The 15,378-nt window shown below is 71.3% G+C and carries 14 protein-coding genes; 11 read left to right on the forward strand and 3 right to left on the reverse strand.

Features of this window, described 5'->3' with window-relative positions:
• Positions 1-20 precede the first annotated feature (20 nt).
• From ACZ573_RS17140 to ACZ573_RS17160, 5 genes are all read left to right on the forward strand, one after another.
• Positions 21-1,340 (forward strand): sensor histidine kinase, encoded by a 1,320-nt coding sequence (locus ACZ573_RS17140; RefSeq protein WP_471304582.1) that lies wholly within the window; start codon positions 21-23, stop codon positions 1,338-1,340.
• Positions 1,337-2,008 (forward strand): response regulator, encoded by a 672-nt coding sequence (locus ACZ573_RS17145; RefSeq protein WP_030383691.1) that lies wholly within the window; start codon positions 1,337-1,339, stop codon positions 2,006-2,008. The genes ACZ573_RS17140 and ACZ573_RS17145 overlap by 4 nt, the downstream gene beginning before the upstream one ends.
• A 149-nt stretch (positions 2,009-2,157) precedes the next feature.
• Positions 2,158-3,435 (forward strand): sensor histidine kinase, encoded by a 1,278-nt coding sequence (locus ACZ573_RS17150; RefSeq protein WP_471304584.1) that lies wholly within the window; start codon positions 2,158-2,160, stop codon positions 3,433-3,435.
• Entirely contained in the window at positions 3,432-4,091 is a 660-nt protein-coding gene (locus tag ACZ573_RS17155; RefSeq protein WP_471304586.1) for a response regulator, read from the forward strand. The genes ACZ573_RS17150 and ACZ573_RS17155 overlap by 4 nt, the downstream gene beginning before the upstream one ends.
• A 29-nt stretch (positions 4,092-4,120) precedes the next feature.
• A complete protein-coding gene (locus ACZ573_RS17160; protein WP_471304589.1) occupies positions 4,121-5,329 on the forward strand; it encodes a cytochrome P450 in 1,209 nt (402 codons plus the stop codon).
• Here ACZ573_RS17160 and ACZ573_RS17165 read toward each other — a convergent pair.
• Positions 5,326-6,927 (reverse strand): ABC transporter permease, encoded by a 1,602-nt coding sequence (locus ACZ573_RS17165; RefSeq protein ID WP_471304592.1) that lies wholly within the window; start codon positions 6,925-6,927, stop codon positions 5,326-5,328. The two genes, ACZ573_RS17160 and ACZ573_RS17165, sit on opposite strands and share 4 nt — an antisense overlap.
• Entirely contained in the window at positions 6,924-7,817 is an 894-nt protein-coding gene (locus tag ACZ573_RS17170; protein WP_471304594.1) for an ABC transporter ATP-binding protein, read from the reverse strand. Before ACZ573_RS17170 ends, ACZ573_RS17165 begins: the two co-directional genes overlap by 4 nt.
• 84 nt (positions 7,818-7,901) lie before the next feature.
• Between ACZ573_RS17170 and ACZ573_RS17175 the strand changes: the two genes are divergently transcribed.
• The 4 genes from ACZ573_RS17175 (at position 7,902) to ACZ573_RS17190 (ending at position 11,890) form a co-directional block, all read left to right on the forward strand.
• Positions 7,902-8,456 (forward strand): GbsR/MarR family transcriptional regulator, encoded by a 555-nt coding sequence (locus ACZ573_RS17175; RefSeq protein WP_471304668.1) that lies wholly within the window; start codon positions 7,902-7,904, stop codon positions 8,454-8,456.
• A gap of 122 nt (positions 8,457-8,578) precedes the next feature.
• Positions 8,579-8,998, forward strand: a complete 420-nt coding sequence (locus ACZ573_RS17180) for a helix-turn-helix domain-containing protein (protein WP_030755782.1) — start codon at positions 8,579-8,581, stop codon at positions 8,996-8,998.
• A gap of 10 nt (positions 8,999-9,008) precedes the next feature.
• Entirely contained in the window at positions 9,009-9,425 is a 417-nt protein-coding gene (locus ACZ573_RS17185; RefSeq protein ID WP_471304597.1) for a VOC family protein, read from the forward strand.
• A 59-nt stretch (positions 9,426-9,484) separates the two neighbouring features.
• On the forward strand, positions 9,485-11,890 hold the full coding sequence (locus ACZ573_RS17190; RefSeq protein ID WP_471304599.1) for an ATP-binding cassette domain-containing protein: 2,406 nt from the start codon (positions 9,485-9,487) through the stop codon (positions 11,888-11,890).
• 342 nt (positions 11,891-12,232) lie between these two features.
• Here ACZ573_RS17190 and ACZ573_RS17195 read toward each other — a convergent pair whose 3' ends face one another.
• Positions 12,233-13,066, reverse strand: a complete 834-nt coding sequence (locus ACZ573_RS17195; protein ID WP_471304672.1) for a diacylglycerol kinase catalytic domain-containing protein — start codon at positions 13,064-13,066, stop codon at positions 12,233-12,235.
• Positions 13,067-13,250: 184 nt separating this feature from the next.
• On the opposite strand from ACZ573_RS17195, the gene ACZ573_RS17200 reads away from it, so the two are divergent.
• Both ACZ573_RS17200 and ACZ573_RS17205 read left to right on the forward strand, forming a co-directional pair.
• Complete coding sequence (locus tag ACZ573_RS17200; RefSeq protein WP_189971896.1) at positions 13,251-14,534, forward strand: adenylosuccinate synthase; 1,284 nt, start codon at positions 13,251-13,253, stop codon at positions 14,532-14,534.
• 161 nt (positions 14,535-14,695) lie between these two features.
• Entirely contained in the window at positions 14,696-15,184 is a 489-nt protein-coding gene (locus ACZ573_RS17205; RefSeq protein ID WP_471304600.1) for a carboxymuconolactone decarboxylase family protein, read from the forward strand.
• Positions 15,185-15,378 lie beyond the last annotated feature (194 nt).

Below are 15,378 nucleotides of genomic sequence, written 5' to 3' on the forward strand. Positions count from 1 at the left end.
GCCGCCTTAGCCTGGACGGCGTGAACCAGCAGCCCGAGCCACCCGCCGCCGACGTCCGCACCCGCCTGCCGCGCGGCCTGGCCCGGGAGTTGTTCACCCTGCGGCGGGATCCCCTGCCGAAGATGTCGCGGCCGCGCTGGCTGGCGTGGCTGCCGCACGTGGTCCTCTGCTACGTGGCCATTCCCTGCGGCGTCCTGACCGGGATGCAGCTGAACGACCATTACGGGGTGTTCGGTTCGGCCGTGCTGGGGCTGTCGCTGCTGACGTCCGCGTCCGTCCTGCTCAGCATGTTCCGGCCGATCGCCGCCTGGTGGCTCGGCCTCGTCACCGCGGCTCTCGTCGCCTGGGTCATCCACGACCACGTCGGTCACGGTCAGTCCTGGCCCTGGACGGCCGCCGGGCCGTTCACGCTCGCGCCCCTGATCCTGATGGTCGCCCTCCGGGTGCCGCCCCGGGTGACCGTCTGGGTCATCGGCATCACGCTCTCCCTCTCCGGACTGGCCGAGGCCGTCCTCAGACCGCCGCACAGCCAGACGATCATCGCGGGCGTGGCCATCCTCTTCGGGTTCGTGGGGATCCTCGGCTACGCCCTGCGGGCCACCCGCCTCGCCCGGGGCAAACTCGTCGAGCAGGAGACCCTCACCGAGGAGGAGCGGGCCCGGCGCACCCTGCTGGAGGAGCGCAGCCGGATCGCCCGCGAACTGCACGACGTCGTCGCCCACCACATGTCGGTGATCTCCATCCAGGCGCAGGTCGCCCCGCACCTGGTGGAGAACCCGTCCGAGGAGCTCAAGGAGAATCTGGCCGGCATCCGGGAGAACGCGCTGGAGGCACTGACGGAGCTGCGGCGGGTGCTGGGCGTGCTGCGGTCCGAGCGGCCCGACGATCCCGCGAACCCCCATCATCCGCAGCCCACCCTCGGCGAGCTGGAAGGCCTCGTGGACAACGTGCGGGGGGCCGGCCTGGACGTGACGACCGAGATCGCGGGGATACGGCGGCCGCTGACCCCGGGCGTGGAGCTCACCGCGTACCGGATCGTGCAGGAGGCGCTGAGCAACGCTCTGCGCCATGCGCCCGGTTCGCGGGTGGAGGTGGGCATCGTGTACGGGCCGCGTGATCTGCACCTGTGCGTCGCGAACAGCGCGCCGACCCGGTCGGCCCCGCCCTCGCCCGGTGCCGGGCACGGGCTGCTGGGGATGCGGGAGCGGGCAGGCATGCTGGGGGGCGAACTGGCCGCCGGCCCGCGCCCCGACGGGGGGTACGAGGTGAGCGCCGTACTCCCGATGGATCCGCAGGACCTGCCCGCGGTCCCCCACCCCGAGACGAAGAGGGCCTCATGAGCACCCCGATCAAGGTGATGATCGCCGACGACCAGATGATGGTCCGGCAGGGCTTCACCGTGCTTCTCAACGCGCAGCCCGACATAGAGGTCGTGGGGCAGGCGGTGGACGGGGCGGACGCGGTGGCGAAGGTCGCCGAGCTGGCTCCGGACGTGGTGCTGATGGACATCCGGATGCCGGGAATGGGCGGGATCGAGGCCACGTCCGTGATCACCGCGGTTCCGGACGCCGCTGTGAAGGTGCTGGTGCTGACCACCTTCGATCTCGACGAGTACGTGTACGAGGCGCTGCGGGCCGGGGCCTCCGGGTTCCTGCTCAAGGACGCGTCCGCCGACCAGCTCGCCGAGGCGGTGCGGGTGGTGGCGGCCGGCGAGGCGCTGCTCTCGCCGAACATCACGAAGCGGCTGATCACGGAGTTCTCCCGGCTGGGGGCTCCGCGCGCGCCGTCGCGGGCCAGGATCGAGGCGCTGACCGAGCGGGAGACGGAGGTGCTGTCGCTGATCGCCCAGGGCCTGTCGAACGCCGAGATCTCGGAGCACCTGGTGCTGGCCGAGCAGACGGTGAAGACGCATGTGAGCCGGATCCTGGTGAAGCTGGGGCTGCGGGACCGTACGCAGGCCGCTGTGTTCGCGTACGAGACGGGTCTGATCCGCCCGACGGGCTACTGAGCGGGCCCGGGTAGTACTTGAGAGGGACCCGGGGAAATCCCCATCAGCGGCGACGCGGACGACGCCGGTACGGACCTACGGTGGTGTGTATGACCGAGACGACCACCGGGGGGACATCCCGGGCACCTGAGTTCCGACTGGCATCTGAGGTGATCGCGACCCTTCGCCGGGATCTCGTCACCGATGCCTTGGCCTACCGGCCGCTGCCCCTGGCGGAGACCTCCGGGCGCTTCGTGCGCCGGCTTCCCGGCGTTCTGCGCCGGTACGCGCCGTGGCGGCGGCATGCGACGGTGGCGGTCCTGGCCTTCCTCGTCGGGCTGACCGCGCTCAACACGCAGTCGGCCGCCTGGGGCGACCTGGGGCCGATAGCCGTGGCGATGCTCTCCGCGGCCCCGGTCATGATGACGCTGGTGCGGCCGGTCGGCGCGTGGTGGGCGGCCATCGCGATGACGTTGGTGACGGCCGGCATCGACAGTGGCTACGACTGGCCCTGGACCGAGAGCAGTTTCTTCGCGTACATCGTGGTCATGTTCCTCGTCACGCTGCGGACCGGGGCCCGGGTGGCGGCCTGGATGTGGACGCTCACCCTCGTACTGGGATCGGCGATCTCCGTGGTGTTCAGCGGCCATTGGGGGACGAACCTGCCCGAGATGGCGGTGGCTTCGGCCTTCGCCCTGGTGATCGCCGGCAGTATCCGGATACGCCGTGACGCGCGGGCCGAGGTGAGCGCGCAGCAGGAGGTCACGGCCGTCGAGCGGGACAAGCGGACACTGCTGGAGGAGCGGACCACGATCGCGCGGGAGTTGCACGACGTGGTGGCCCACCACATGTCGGTGGTGGCGATCCAGGCGGAGGCCGCGCCGTACCGGGTGAAGAACCCGCCGCCGGAGCTGGAGGCGGCGTTCGTCACCATCCGGGAGAACGCGGTGGCGGCTCTGACGGAGCTGCGGCGGGTGCTGGGTGTGGTGCGCTCCGCGGACTACGAGGCACCGGACGCCCCGCAGCCGACGCTGGCCTCGCTGGAGGGGCTGCTGGCCAATGTGCGGGATGCCGGTCTGAGCGTGGAGAAGACGATCACGGGCTCGGTGCGGGAGCTGCCGCAGGGCGTGGAGCTGTCGGCGTACCGGATCATCCAGGAGGCCCTCAGCAACACGCTGCGGCACGCGCCGGGGGCCGCGGCCGAGGTGGAGGTCTCGTACGTGCTGGGGGGTCTGGGCATACGGATCGTCAACGACCGGGCGACCGGGGACGCGCGACCCTCGCCGGGGGCCGGGCACGGGATCACCGGGATGCGGGAGCGGGTGGCCATGCTGGAGGGCGAGATGACGGCCGGCCGGACGGCGGCGGGCGGGTACGAGGTGGCGGTGTTCATACCGGTGCCCCACCGTGCGGAGCCGGCGGCGGAGTCGCGGGAGGGGACGGTATGACGATCAGGGTCCTGATCGTCGACGACCAGGTGATGGTGCGCGAGGGGTTCTCCGTTCTGCTGAACGCGATGGAGGGCATCGAGGTGGTCGGCGAGGCGGTCGACGGCCGGGAGGCCATCGAGCAGGTGGCGGTGCTGCGGCCGGATGTGGTGCTGATGGACATCCGGATGCCGCGGATGAACGGGCTGGAGGCCACGCGGGAGATCGTGGCCGCCGACACGGACGCGAAGGTGCTGGTCCTGACGACCTTCGACCTCGACGAGTACGTGTACCAAGCGCTGCGGGCCGGGGCCTCCGGGTTCCTGCTCAAGGACGCGTCGGCCCGTCAGCTGGCCCACGGGGTCAGGGTGGTGGCGGCGGGGGAGGCCCTGCTGGCGCCCTCGGTGACCAAGCGGCTGATCGTGGAGTTCTCGAAGATCTCCGAGGCCCGCAAGCTGGCGGACCCGGCGGGTGTGGGGGAGCTGACGGAGCGGGAGACGGAGGTGCTGGTACTGATCGCGCAGGGGCTGTCCAATGCGGAGATAGCCGACCGGCTGGTCGTCGCCGAGTCCACCATCAAGACGCATGTGAGCCGGATCCTGGTGAAACTGGGACTGCGGGACCGGACACAGGCGGCCGTGTACGCGTACGAGACCCGCTTGGTGACACCCGCCTGATCGGGCCCGGCTGCCTTTAGGGTGCGGGGATGGGCTTTGATCCGTGGGATGCCGCGTTCGTCGCCGATCCGTATCCGGCGTACCGGGAGTTGCGGGAGCAGGGGCGGGCCGTGTGGTGCGGGGCCACCGGGCAGTGGCTGGTGCCGCACTACGCCGATGTGAGTGCGCTGCTGCGGGACCGGCGGCTGGGGCGGACCTATCTCCACCGGTTCTCGCACGAGGAGTTCGGCCGCGAGGCGCCGCCGCCGGAGCACGAGCCCTTCCACGTGCTCAACGGCAACGGCCTGCTGGACCTGGAGGATCCCGCGCACGCGCGGGTGCGCAGGCTGGTGGCGAAGGCCTTCACGCCGCGGACGGTGGAGCGGCTCGTGCCCGCGGTGCAGCGGCTGGCCGGGGAGCTGGTGGGGCGGCTGCGTGCGGACGGGGGTGGGGATCTGCTCACCGTCGTCGCCGAGCCGCTGCCGGTGGCGGTGATCGCGGAGCTGCTGGGCGTGCCCGAGGCGGACCGGGGGTTGCTGCGGCCCTGGTCGGCGGACATCTGCGGGATGTTCGAGCTCCGGCCGGACGAGGAGACGGCGCGGCGCGCGGTGCGGGCGAGCGTCGACTTCAGCGCCTACCTCCGGGGGCTGATCGCCGAGCGGCGGAGCCGCCCCGGGGAGGATTTGATCTCCGGGCTGATCGCCGCCCACGATGAGGAGGGGCGGCTCAGCGAGCAGGAGATGATCTCCACCTGTGTGCTGCTGCTGAACGCCGGGCACGAGGCCACCGTCAATACGACCGTCAACGGCTGGTGGGCGCTGTTCCGCAACCCCGCGCAGCTCGCCGCGCTCCGCGCGAGCCGCGATCCCGAAAAGTTGTCCACAGCTGTGGATGAACTCATGCGGTACGACACTCCTCTCCAGATGTTCGAACGCTGGGTGCTCGACGACATCCGGATCGGTGACACCGTCGTCCCCCGCGGGGCCGAGGTCGCGCTGCTCTTCGGCTCTGCGAACCGGGATCCCGCGCGCTTCGACGATCCCGACGCGCTGGACCTCGTACGGGCCGACAACCCGCACCTGACCTTCGGGGCCGGGATCCACTACTGCCTCGGGGCGCCGCTGGCGCGGCGGGAGTTGGAGGCCTCGTTCGGGGCGCTGCTTGCGGACGGAGTCCCGCCGCTGCGGCTCGTCGAGGAGCCGCAGTGGCGGGACGGGTACGTCATCCGGGGGCTGGAGCAACTGCTGGTGGAGTTCTAGGCGATCATGTCGCGGCGGCGCAGGGCGCCGAGGCCCGCCGCCGTCAGGGCCACCGCCAGGGCCGTCAGGGCCAGCAGCGGGGCCGGGTCCAGGGCCTGCGCTCCCGGGAGCCGGGGCAGGTGGGCGAAGGGCGAGAGGTTCAGGACGGCCTGCGGGAGGTTCAGCGCCGGGCCGACCCAGCCCAGGGCCAGCGCACCCCCGGCCACCGCCCAGGCGGCCGCCGCGTACTGCGGGACCGCGCCGTACAGCAGCGCCGCCAGCGCCCCGATCAGCCATACCGCCGGGAGCTGGGCGAGCGTGGCGCCGATCGCCGCGCCCGGCTCCCGGCCGTGCCCGAGGCCGAGACCGAGGCCCGCCAGCAGCAGGATCAGCGCCGAGCCGCCGAAGGCCACGGCCAGGTGGCCGCCGGCCCAGCGCAGCCGGCCGACCGCGTTCGCGAGCAGCGGCTCCGCGCGCCCGCCCGACTCCTCGCCGCCCAGGCGCAATACGGCCGAGACGGCGTACAGGGCGGCGACCATGCCGAACATGCCGGCCATCGTGGCGAGGAAGGCGTCGGTGAGCGCACCCTGCGCGCCCTGCGCACCCGACCCGCTCTGCCCGCCCATCCGCTCGATGATCTCGCGGGTCCGGTCGTTGTCGCCGACCAGGTCCGCGGCGCCGTCCGCCATCCCGCCGAAGACGACCCCGGCGATCAGGAAGCCCGCACTCCAGCCCAGTACGCTGCCGCGCTGCAGCCGCCAGGCCAGCGCACCCGCCGTGCCCAGGCGCCCCTCGGCCGGCCCCGGCCGCGACGGCAGGAAGCTCATGCCCAGGTCACGGCGCCCGGCCAGGGCGTACGCGGCGCCCGTCTGCACCGTGACGGCGGCGGCGAACAGGAGGAGCACCCACCAGCGTTCGGCGGCGAAGGCCCGTACGTTCTCCACCCAGCCGAGCGGCGAGGCCCAGGTCAGGGCCGACCGACCGCCCTCCGTACCGGCGTCGCCCGCGGCCTTCAGGACGAAGGCCGCGCCGAGCACGGCGGCCGTGATCCCCTTGGCGGCGCGGGCACTCTCGGTCAGCTGGGCGGCGATGGCGGCGGTGCAGGCGAAGAGCATCCCGGTGCCCGCGACGGCCAGGCCGAGAGCGACCGCGCCGGGCGCGCCCTGCCCCGCGAGACCGCCGGCCACGAGCACGGCGACACAGGAGTTGGCCACGAGGGCGGCCAGCAGGGCGGCGGTCAGCGGGGCCCGTCGCCCCACCATCGCGGCGGAGAGCAGTTCCTGACGGCCCGTCTCCTCTTCCTCGCGGGTGTGCCGGACGACGATGATCAGGCTCATGGCGGCCGCGAGGACGGCGGCGTAGACACCGCCCCGCCAGGCGGTCAGGGCGCCGAGCGAATCGTCGAAGACCGGTCCGTACAGGGCGCGCATCGAGCTGTTGGCGTTCATCGAGGCGGCGGCCCGGGCGCGTTCGGCGGCGGTGGCATACACACTGCCCAGCGAGCCGGGCATGCTCACCACCATGAGCGCGGTGAGCAGCGTCCACACCGGCATCATCACGCGGTCGCGGCGCAGGGCGAGCCGCAGCAGCGCCCCGGTGCCGGCCAGTTGGTCGTTCATCGGGTCGCCTCTTCGCCGTAGTGACGCAGGAAGAGCTCTTCGAGGGTGGGCGGGGTCGAGGTCAGCGACCGCACGCCCGACGCGGTGAGGGAGCGGAGCACCGCGTCCAGCTTGTCGGTGTCGGCCTGGAGACGGACCTTCAGCCCCTGCACCTGGACGTCGTACACGCCCGGCAGGTGTGCGAGGCCGTTCGGCGGGGCGGCCAGCTCGGCGCTGATCGACGTACGGGTGAGGTGGCGGAGCTCGGCGAGGGTGCCGGTCTCCACGGTGCGGCCCTTGCGGATGATGCTGACCCGGTCGCAGAGGGTCTCGACCTCGCTGAGGATGTGCGAGCTGAGCAGGATGGTGCGTCCGGCGGCGCGCGCCTCGGCCACACAGCTCTGGAAGACCTCCTCCATCAGCGGGTCGAGGCCGGAGGTGGGTTCGTCGAGGACGAGCAGTTCGACGTCGGAGGCGAAGGCGGCGACGAGGGCGACCTTCTGCCGGTTGCCCTTGGAGTACGTGCGCCCCTTCTTGGTGGGGTCCAGCTCGAACCGCTCGACGAGTTCGGCGCGCCGGGTCTTGTCGAGGCCGCCGCGGAGGCGTCCGTAGAGGTCTATGACCTCGCCGCCGGAGAGATTGCGCCACAGGGTGACGTCGCCGGGGACGTAGGCGACGCGGCGGTGGAGGGCGACCGCGTCGGCCCAGGGGTCGCCGCCGAGGAGCTCGGCGGTGCCGGAGTCGGCGCGCAGCAGGCCCAGCAGGACCCGGATGGTGGTGGACTTGCCGGCGCCGTTGGGGCCGAGGAAACCGTGGACCTCGCCGGTGGTGACGGCGAGATCGAGTCCGTCCAGTGCGCGGGTGCGGCCGAATGCCTTGTGGAGGCTGGCGACGCTGATTGCCTTCGTCATGCTTCCGAACGTACGCTACTTTCACAAACTTGTGAAGCTTAAGAATCTCAGGAATCACGTAAAGTCGGGAAGGTGGCAGATGACATGGTGAATGTGGACGCGGGGACCGAAACCGGGGCCGGGACCGGGACCGATGCCGGCACGGAGACCGGCGCCGCTGTCGGCGCCCGGGACGGCGACGCCGTCTCCCGCTTCGTGGAGCGGTTCGCCGCGCAGCTGACCGAGGCCGGGATGCAGCGGATGGCCGCGCGCGTCTTCGCCCAGCTGCTGGCCAGCGACGGCGGCGCGATGACCTCGGCGGAGCTGGGCGAGGCCCTGCAGATCAGCCCGGCCGCGGTGTCGGGCGCCGTGTCCTACCTGACCCAGGTCAACATGGTCAGCCGCGAACGCGAACCGGGCTCACGACGCGACCGGTACGTCCTGCACAACGAGCTCTGGTACGAGACCTTCACGCGCCGCGACCAGGTCCTGACCCTGTGGGAGAAGACCCTGCGCGAGGGCGCGGCCACCCTCGGCACGGACTCCCCCGCCGGGGCGCGCGTCGCGGAGACGGCGGCCTTCTTCGAGTTCATGCAGGGCGAGATGCTGGGCCTGATGGACCGCTGGCGGGTCCACAAGGCGGCGATCGGCCTCGGCTGAGCCGGCCGGAGCGCGCCCGGGGGGTGCCCGGGGGCGCCCGGGCAGGCCGATCACATGATGATCAGATCCGGAAGCACCGATACCCGCAGACGGCACACCCCATGCGTGCCATGCTGGAACGCATGAACCTGGAGGACCTGGTACGGCTGCGCCGCGCCCGGGACATGATGGACCGCGAGTACGCGGAGCCGCTGGACGTTCAGGCACTCGCGAACGTCGCCCTCATGTCGCCGGGACACTTCTCCCGCAGCTTCCGCACCGCCTTCGGGGAAACCCCGTACAGCTACCTCATGACCCGCCGCGTCGAGCGCGCGAAGGCGCTGCTGCGACGCGGCGACATGAGCGTGACGGATGTCTGCTTCGCCGTCGGATGTACCTCGCTGGGGTCCTTCAGCTCGCGCTTCACCGAGCTCGTCGGCGAGACCCCCAGCGCCTACCGGGCCCGCAGCCACGACGACGGCGCGGCGATCCCGGCGTGCGTCGCCAAGATCCTCACGCGACCGGTCAGGATCGGAGAAGCGAAATCCGCACCCTCCTCGTAGCGTCGACGGCATGGACATCAACCTCTCGCAGTGCTTCATCGCAGTCGACGACCACGACAAGGCGCTCGCCTTCTACCGCGACGTCCTCGGCCTGGAGGTCCGCAACGACGTCGGCTTCGAAGGGATGCGCTGGGTGACCGTCGCCTCCCCCATGCAGCCGGACGTGGAGATCGTCCTCGAACCGCCGCTCGCCGACCCGGGCGCCTCGGCGGCCGACAAGCAGGCCATGGCGGAGCTGCTGGCCAAGGGCCTGCTGCGCGGCGTGATCTTCTCCACCGACGACGTCGACGCCACCTTCGAACACATCCGGGCCGCCGGCGGGGAGGTGCTGCAGGAGCCCGTCGACCAGCCGTACGGCGTCCGCGACTGCGCCTTCCGGGACCCGGCCGGCAACATGCTCCGCTTCAACCAGCCCCGCAAGCCCTAGAGGACCGCCCCCGACCGCAGGAGTCCGCGCAGGCGGCCCGCCCGAGAAATGGAGACACGATGAGCAGGGCCACCGAGCCGGACCCCACACCGCCCGTACCCCAGGCACCGCACGCCGCCGACAGCCACGGCCTGATCCGCGTGCACGGCGCGCGCGTGAACAACCTCAAGGACGTCAGCATCGAGATCCCCAAGCGCCGGCTCACGGTGTTCACCGGGGTCTCCGGCTCGGGCAAGAGCTCGCTGGTCTTCGACACGATCGCCGCCGAGTCCCAGCGGATGATCAACGAGACCTACAGCACCTTCATACAGGGCTTCATGCCCACGCTGGCCCGCCCCGACGTCGACGTGCTCGACGGACTCACCACCGCGATCACCGTCGACCAGCAGCGCATGGGCGGCGACCCCCGCTCCACCGTCGGCACCGCCACCGACGCCAACGCGATGCTGCGCATCCTCTTCAGCCGGCTCGGGAAGCCGCACATCGGCCCGCCCAGCGCCTACTCCTTCAACGTCGCCTCCGTCCGGGCGAGCGGCGGCATCACGGTCGAGCGCGGCGAGGCCAAGACCAAGACGGTGAAGGCGACCTTCTCCCGTACCGGCGGCATGTGCGTGCGCTGCGAGGGCCGCGGCTCGGTCTCCGACATCGACCTCACCCAGCTCTACGACGACTCCAAGTCGCTCGCCGAGGGCGCGTTCACCATCCCCGGCTGGAAGTCCGACAGCTTCTGGACCGTGCGGGTCTACGCCGAGTCGGGCTTCCTCGACCCGGACAAGCCGATCCGCAAGTACACCAAGAAGGAGATGCAGGACTTCCTCTACCGGGAGCCCACCAAGGTCAAGGTCGAGGGCGTCAACCTCACCTACGAGGGCCTCATCCCCAAGATCCAGAAGTCCTTCCTGTCCAAGGACAAGGAAGCGATGCAGCCGCACATCCGGGCCTTCGTGGAACGGGCGGTCACCTTCACCGTCTGCCCCGAGTGCGAGGGCACCCGGCTCAGCGAGGGCGCCCGGTCCTCGAAGATCAAGAAGATCAGCATCGCCGACGCCTGTTCCCTGCAGATCAGCGACCTGGCCGAGTGGGTACGCGGCCTCGCCGAGCCCTCGGTCGCCCCGCTGCTCACCGCGCTGCAGCTCACCCTCGACTCGTTCGTGGAGATCGGCCTCGGCTACCTCTCGCTCGACCGGGCCTCCGGGACCCTGTCCGGCGGCGAGGCACAGCGCGTCAAGATGATCCGCCACCTCGGCTCCTCGCTCACCGACGTCACCTACGTCTTCGACGAGCCCACCATCGGCCTGCACCCGCACGACATCCAGCGCATGAACGACCTGCTCCTGCGGCTGCGCGACAAGGGCAACACGGTGCTCGTCGTGGAGCACAAGCCGGAGACCATCGCGATCGCCGACCACGTCGTCGACATCGGCCCCGGCGCGGGCACCGCGGGCGGCACCGTCTGCTACGAGGGCACCGTCGAGGGGCTGCGCTCCGGCGGCACCATCACCGGCCGCCACCTCGACGACCGGGCCAAGCTCAAGCCGTCGGTACGCACGCCCACCGGCGCGCTGGAGATCCGCGGGGCCACGGCGAACAACCTGCGCGACGTCGACGTCGACATCCCGCTCGGGGTGCTCACGGTCGTCACCGGCGTCGCCGGTTCCGGCAAGAGCTCGCTGCTGCACAAGTCGCTCTCCCCCGACGCGGACGTGGTCTCCATCGACCAGGGCGCGATCCGCGGCTCGCGCCGGAGCAACCCGGCGACCTACACCGGGCTGCTCGACCCGATCCGCAAGGCGTTCGCCAAGGTCAACGGGGTGAAGCCGGCGCTGTTCAGCGCCAATTCCGAAGGCGCCTGCCCCAACTGCAACGGCGCCGGCGTCATCTTCACCGACCTGGCGATGATGGCCGGGGTCACGACCACCTGTGAGGAGTGCGAGGGGAAGCGGTTCGAGGCGTCGGTGCTGGAGTACCACCTCGGCGGCCGTGACATCAGTGAGGTGCTCGCGATGTCGGTGACCGAGGCCGAGGAGTTCTTCGGCGCGGGCGAGGCGCACACGCCCGCCGCGCACCGCATCCTCACCCGGCTCGCCGATGTGGGGCTCGGCTACCTCAGCCTCGGCCAGCCGCTCACCACGCTGTCAGGCGGCGAGCGGCAACGGCTCAAGCTGGCCACCCACATGGCGGAGAAGGGCGGCGTCTACGTGCTCGACGAGCCGACCACCGGCCTGCACCTCGCCGACGTGGAGCAGCTGCTCGGGCTGCTCGACCGGCTGGTCGACTCCGGGAAGTCGGTCGTCGTCATCGAGCACCACCAGGCGGTCATGGCGCACGCCGACTGGATCATCGACCTCGGTCCCGGCGCCGGTCACGACGGCGGCCGGATCGTCTTCGAGGGCACCCCCGCCGACCTCGTGGAAGACCGCTCCACCCTCACCGGCGAGCACCTCGCGGCGTACGTAGGCGCCTGATCCGCCCCTCCCCGGACCCCTGCCGCTGCGGTGGCAGGGGTCCGGGGAGCTGTGACCCAGAAGGCTCCGCTCGGTTCGGCCTTCGGTGACAACCAGGTGTCCGCCGCGGACCGCATGATCCACCCCGACAGCGAGCGGCGGATGGCCGGGCGGATGAAGCCGCGCGAGGTGATCGAGCTCGACGCGGGCCACGCGTCGCTCACCTCGCAGCCGTGCCGGTCGCCGATCTCATCGAAAAGGCCGGAGCCCGCGCCCGCGGCGCGCGGGCCGGGCGTGGCCCAGCCCGCCGGAGTGCGGGACCCGGTGCGTCCGGTGCGCCCCGTTCCCGTGCACCCGGTGTGGTCACCGGGGCACGGTGAGTGTCCATGCCCCGGGACGCAGGGTCCACGTACGGCGGCGGACCGGGCCGGTCAGCGCCGCGTCGGCGCGGTAGCGGAAGTCCGCGCCCGACACCGTCACCGTCTTCGCCCGGGCCGTGACCGTCGATTCGGCGGAGCTGCCGCCACCCGTCCGGACCACGACCTCCGCCGGACCGCCGTCGTCCCGGGTGCGAACCGATACGTCCTCCACGGGCCGGTCCACGTCCGCGAGCAGCACCCCGTCGGCCTCGACCCGCAGCCGGTGCCGGCCGGTGGCCACCCCGCCTGCCGCCGCCACCGGCCGGACCAGCGTCCGGACCAGCGAGCGGTACGCACTCCACACCGACGGCCCGGCGGGCCGCGGGACCCCGTGCACCGGCGGGATCCGCAGCGCACCGAGCACCACGCCGTCGCTGTCATCGACCAGCAGGTCACAGACCCGCACCGACCCGTCGAGGACCGCCCGGGCCGCGGCGACGGCCGAAAGCGGCACGCCGAGGGACCTCGCCAGCCCCAGCGACCCCACCGGGCCCACCGGAACCAGCGCCAGGGGTCCCTCCCCCAGCCCGCGCTCGCGGTGCAGCAGCCCCACGGCGCGCACCAGGGCCCGGTCGTCACCGACGATCACCAGCCGCCGATGACCCCGGCGGGCAAGAGCCCGCGCAAATTCCTCCTGCGAATCCGGGAGGCAGATTTTCGCTGCCGCGCCCGCTGACAACACATCCTTCGCGATCCGCACGGACTCGCCGTCAAGACGGCGGGCGACCGGGTCGACGAGCACGAGCAGGCCGCCTACCGGCGCGCCCGCTTGGCTCATGGTGGGCTCTGGAGCCGACACCTCGGTCCTTCCTCGGGTAGCATCTTTGTGCAAGAGGCCCTTGCGCTATTGCGCCAGGGCCTTCGTCTATTCCGGGGTACCGGTCCGACGGCTCAGCCTGCGGTGTACATCGTCGTACGCCCCCTGACCTTGGACATGCCCCATCCGGAAGAGGTGTACGCCTGTGCCCGCTCTTGTGCTGCTCGGAGCTCAGTGGGGTGACGAGGGCAAGGGAAAGGCCACCGACCTGCTCGGTGGATCCGTTGACTATGTGGTGCGCTACCAGGGCGGCAACAATGCCGGCCACACGGTCGTCGTAGGCGACCAGAAGTACGCGCTCCACCTTCTCCCTTCCGGCATCCTCTCCCCCGGATGCACCCCGGTCATCGGTAACGGTGTCGTCGTCGACCCGGCCGTCCTGCTCTCCGAGCTGCGCGGCCTGAACGAGCGCGGCATCGACACCTCCAAGCTGCTCATCAGCGGCAACGCGCACCTGATCACGCCGTACAACGTCACCCTCGACAAGGTCGGCGAGCGTTTCCTCGGCAAGCGCAAGATCGGTACCACCGGTCGCGGCATCGGCCCGACGTACGCGGACAAGATCAACCGCATCGGTATCCGCGTCCAGGACCTCTACGACGAGTCGATCCTCATCCAGAAGGTCGAAGCGGCGCTGGAGGGCAAGAACCAGCTCCTCGCGAAGCTGTACAACCGCCGCGCGATCGACGCCGCCCAGATCGTCGAGGAGATGCTCCAGTACGCGGAGCAGATCAAGCCGTACGTCGCCGACACCACCCTGATCCTCAACAACGCGCTGGACGAGGACAAGGTCGTGCTCTTCGAGGGCGGCCAGGGCACCCTGCTCGACGTCGACCACGGCACCTATCCCTTCGTCACCTCGTCCAACCCGACCGCCGGCGGCGCCTGCACCGGCACCGGCGTGGGCCCGACGAAGATCAGCCGCGTCATCGGCATCCTCAAGGCCTACACGACCCGAGTCGGCGCGGGCCCGTTCCCGACCGAGCTGTTCGACCAGGACGGCGAGGACCTGCGCCGCATCGGCGGCGAGCGCGGCGTGACCACCGGACGTGACCGCCGCTGCGGTTGGTTCGACGCGCCGATCGCACGTTACGCCACCCGCGTGAACGGCCTCACCGACTTCTTCCTCACCAAGCTGGACGTACTGACCGGCTGGGAGCAGATCCCGGTCTGCGTCGCGTACGAGATCGACGGCAAGCGCGTCGAGGAGCTGCCGTACTCGCAGACGGACTTCCACCACGCGAAGCCGATCTACGAATACCTCCCCGGCTGGTCCGAGGACATCACCAAGGCCAAGACCTTCGAGGACCTGCCGGCGAACGCCCAGGCGTACGTCAAGGCCCTGGAGGAGATGTCGGGCGCACCGATCTCCGCGATCGGCGTCGGCCCCGGCCGTACCGAGACGATCGAGATCAACTCGTTCCTCTAGGACACCCTTCGGACCCCGGTCCCCCCGGAGGGGCGGCAGGCGCACCCGCGCCCGCCGCCCCTCCGGCGTTTCCGGGAAAAGAAATCTCCCGCGCCCTGTCACATCCGTGCGCTCCCCTCCGTCAGTGCTGTGCAGACACCGACCGAAGGAGAGCAGCAGCCATGACGAACACCTCCATCTCGCGGATGCCGAACCCGGCCGAATTCGTCCCCGAGCTGAACGACATCAGCGCCGCCCTCTTCCGGGCCACGGGCAACCGTTCGGTGCCCCGGACCACGATGAGCCTGGTCCACCTGCGCGCCGGGCAGATCGTCGGCAACACCTACCTGACCGTCCTGAACACCGGCTTCCTCCGCAAGGCCGGGGAGTCCGAGGAGCGCATCACGGCCGTCTCCTCGTGGCAGGACGCCCCCTTCTACACGGCCGCCGAGCGCGCCGCCCTCGCCCTGGTGGAGGCCACCCTCCAGCCCGCCCCGCACGGCCGGGAGCGGGTCACCGACGAGCTGTACGCCGAGGTCGCCGCGCACTACGACGAGAAGGCCCTCGCCACCCTTACCATCGCGATCGGGCAGATCAGCTTCTTCATCGCCCTGGCCGTCATCGGCAAGCCGCAGCCGGTCACCTCGCTGGCCGACGAGCAGTGGGGCTGAGGCCCCGGTAGGCCGCCGCAGGCTCCCGTAGCCCCCGTAGCCCCCTTAGGCCACCGCAGCCGCCGCAGCCGCCGCAGGCCCAGCAGGCCACCGCGCGCCGCCGCGGGGCGGGCCCGGTCTCGGGGGGCGGGTTCCGGGTGGGCGGAAATATGATGTCCACGGGCTTTTCGCGCAGCGGAAGCAGGGACGAATGG

This window comes from Streptomyces sp. NPDC040545 (genome assembly GCF_055595065.1).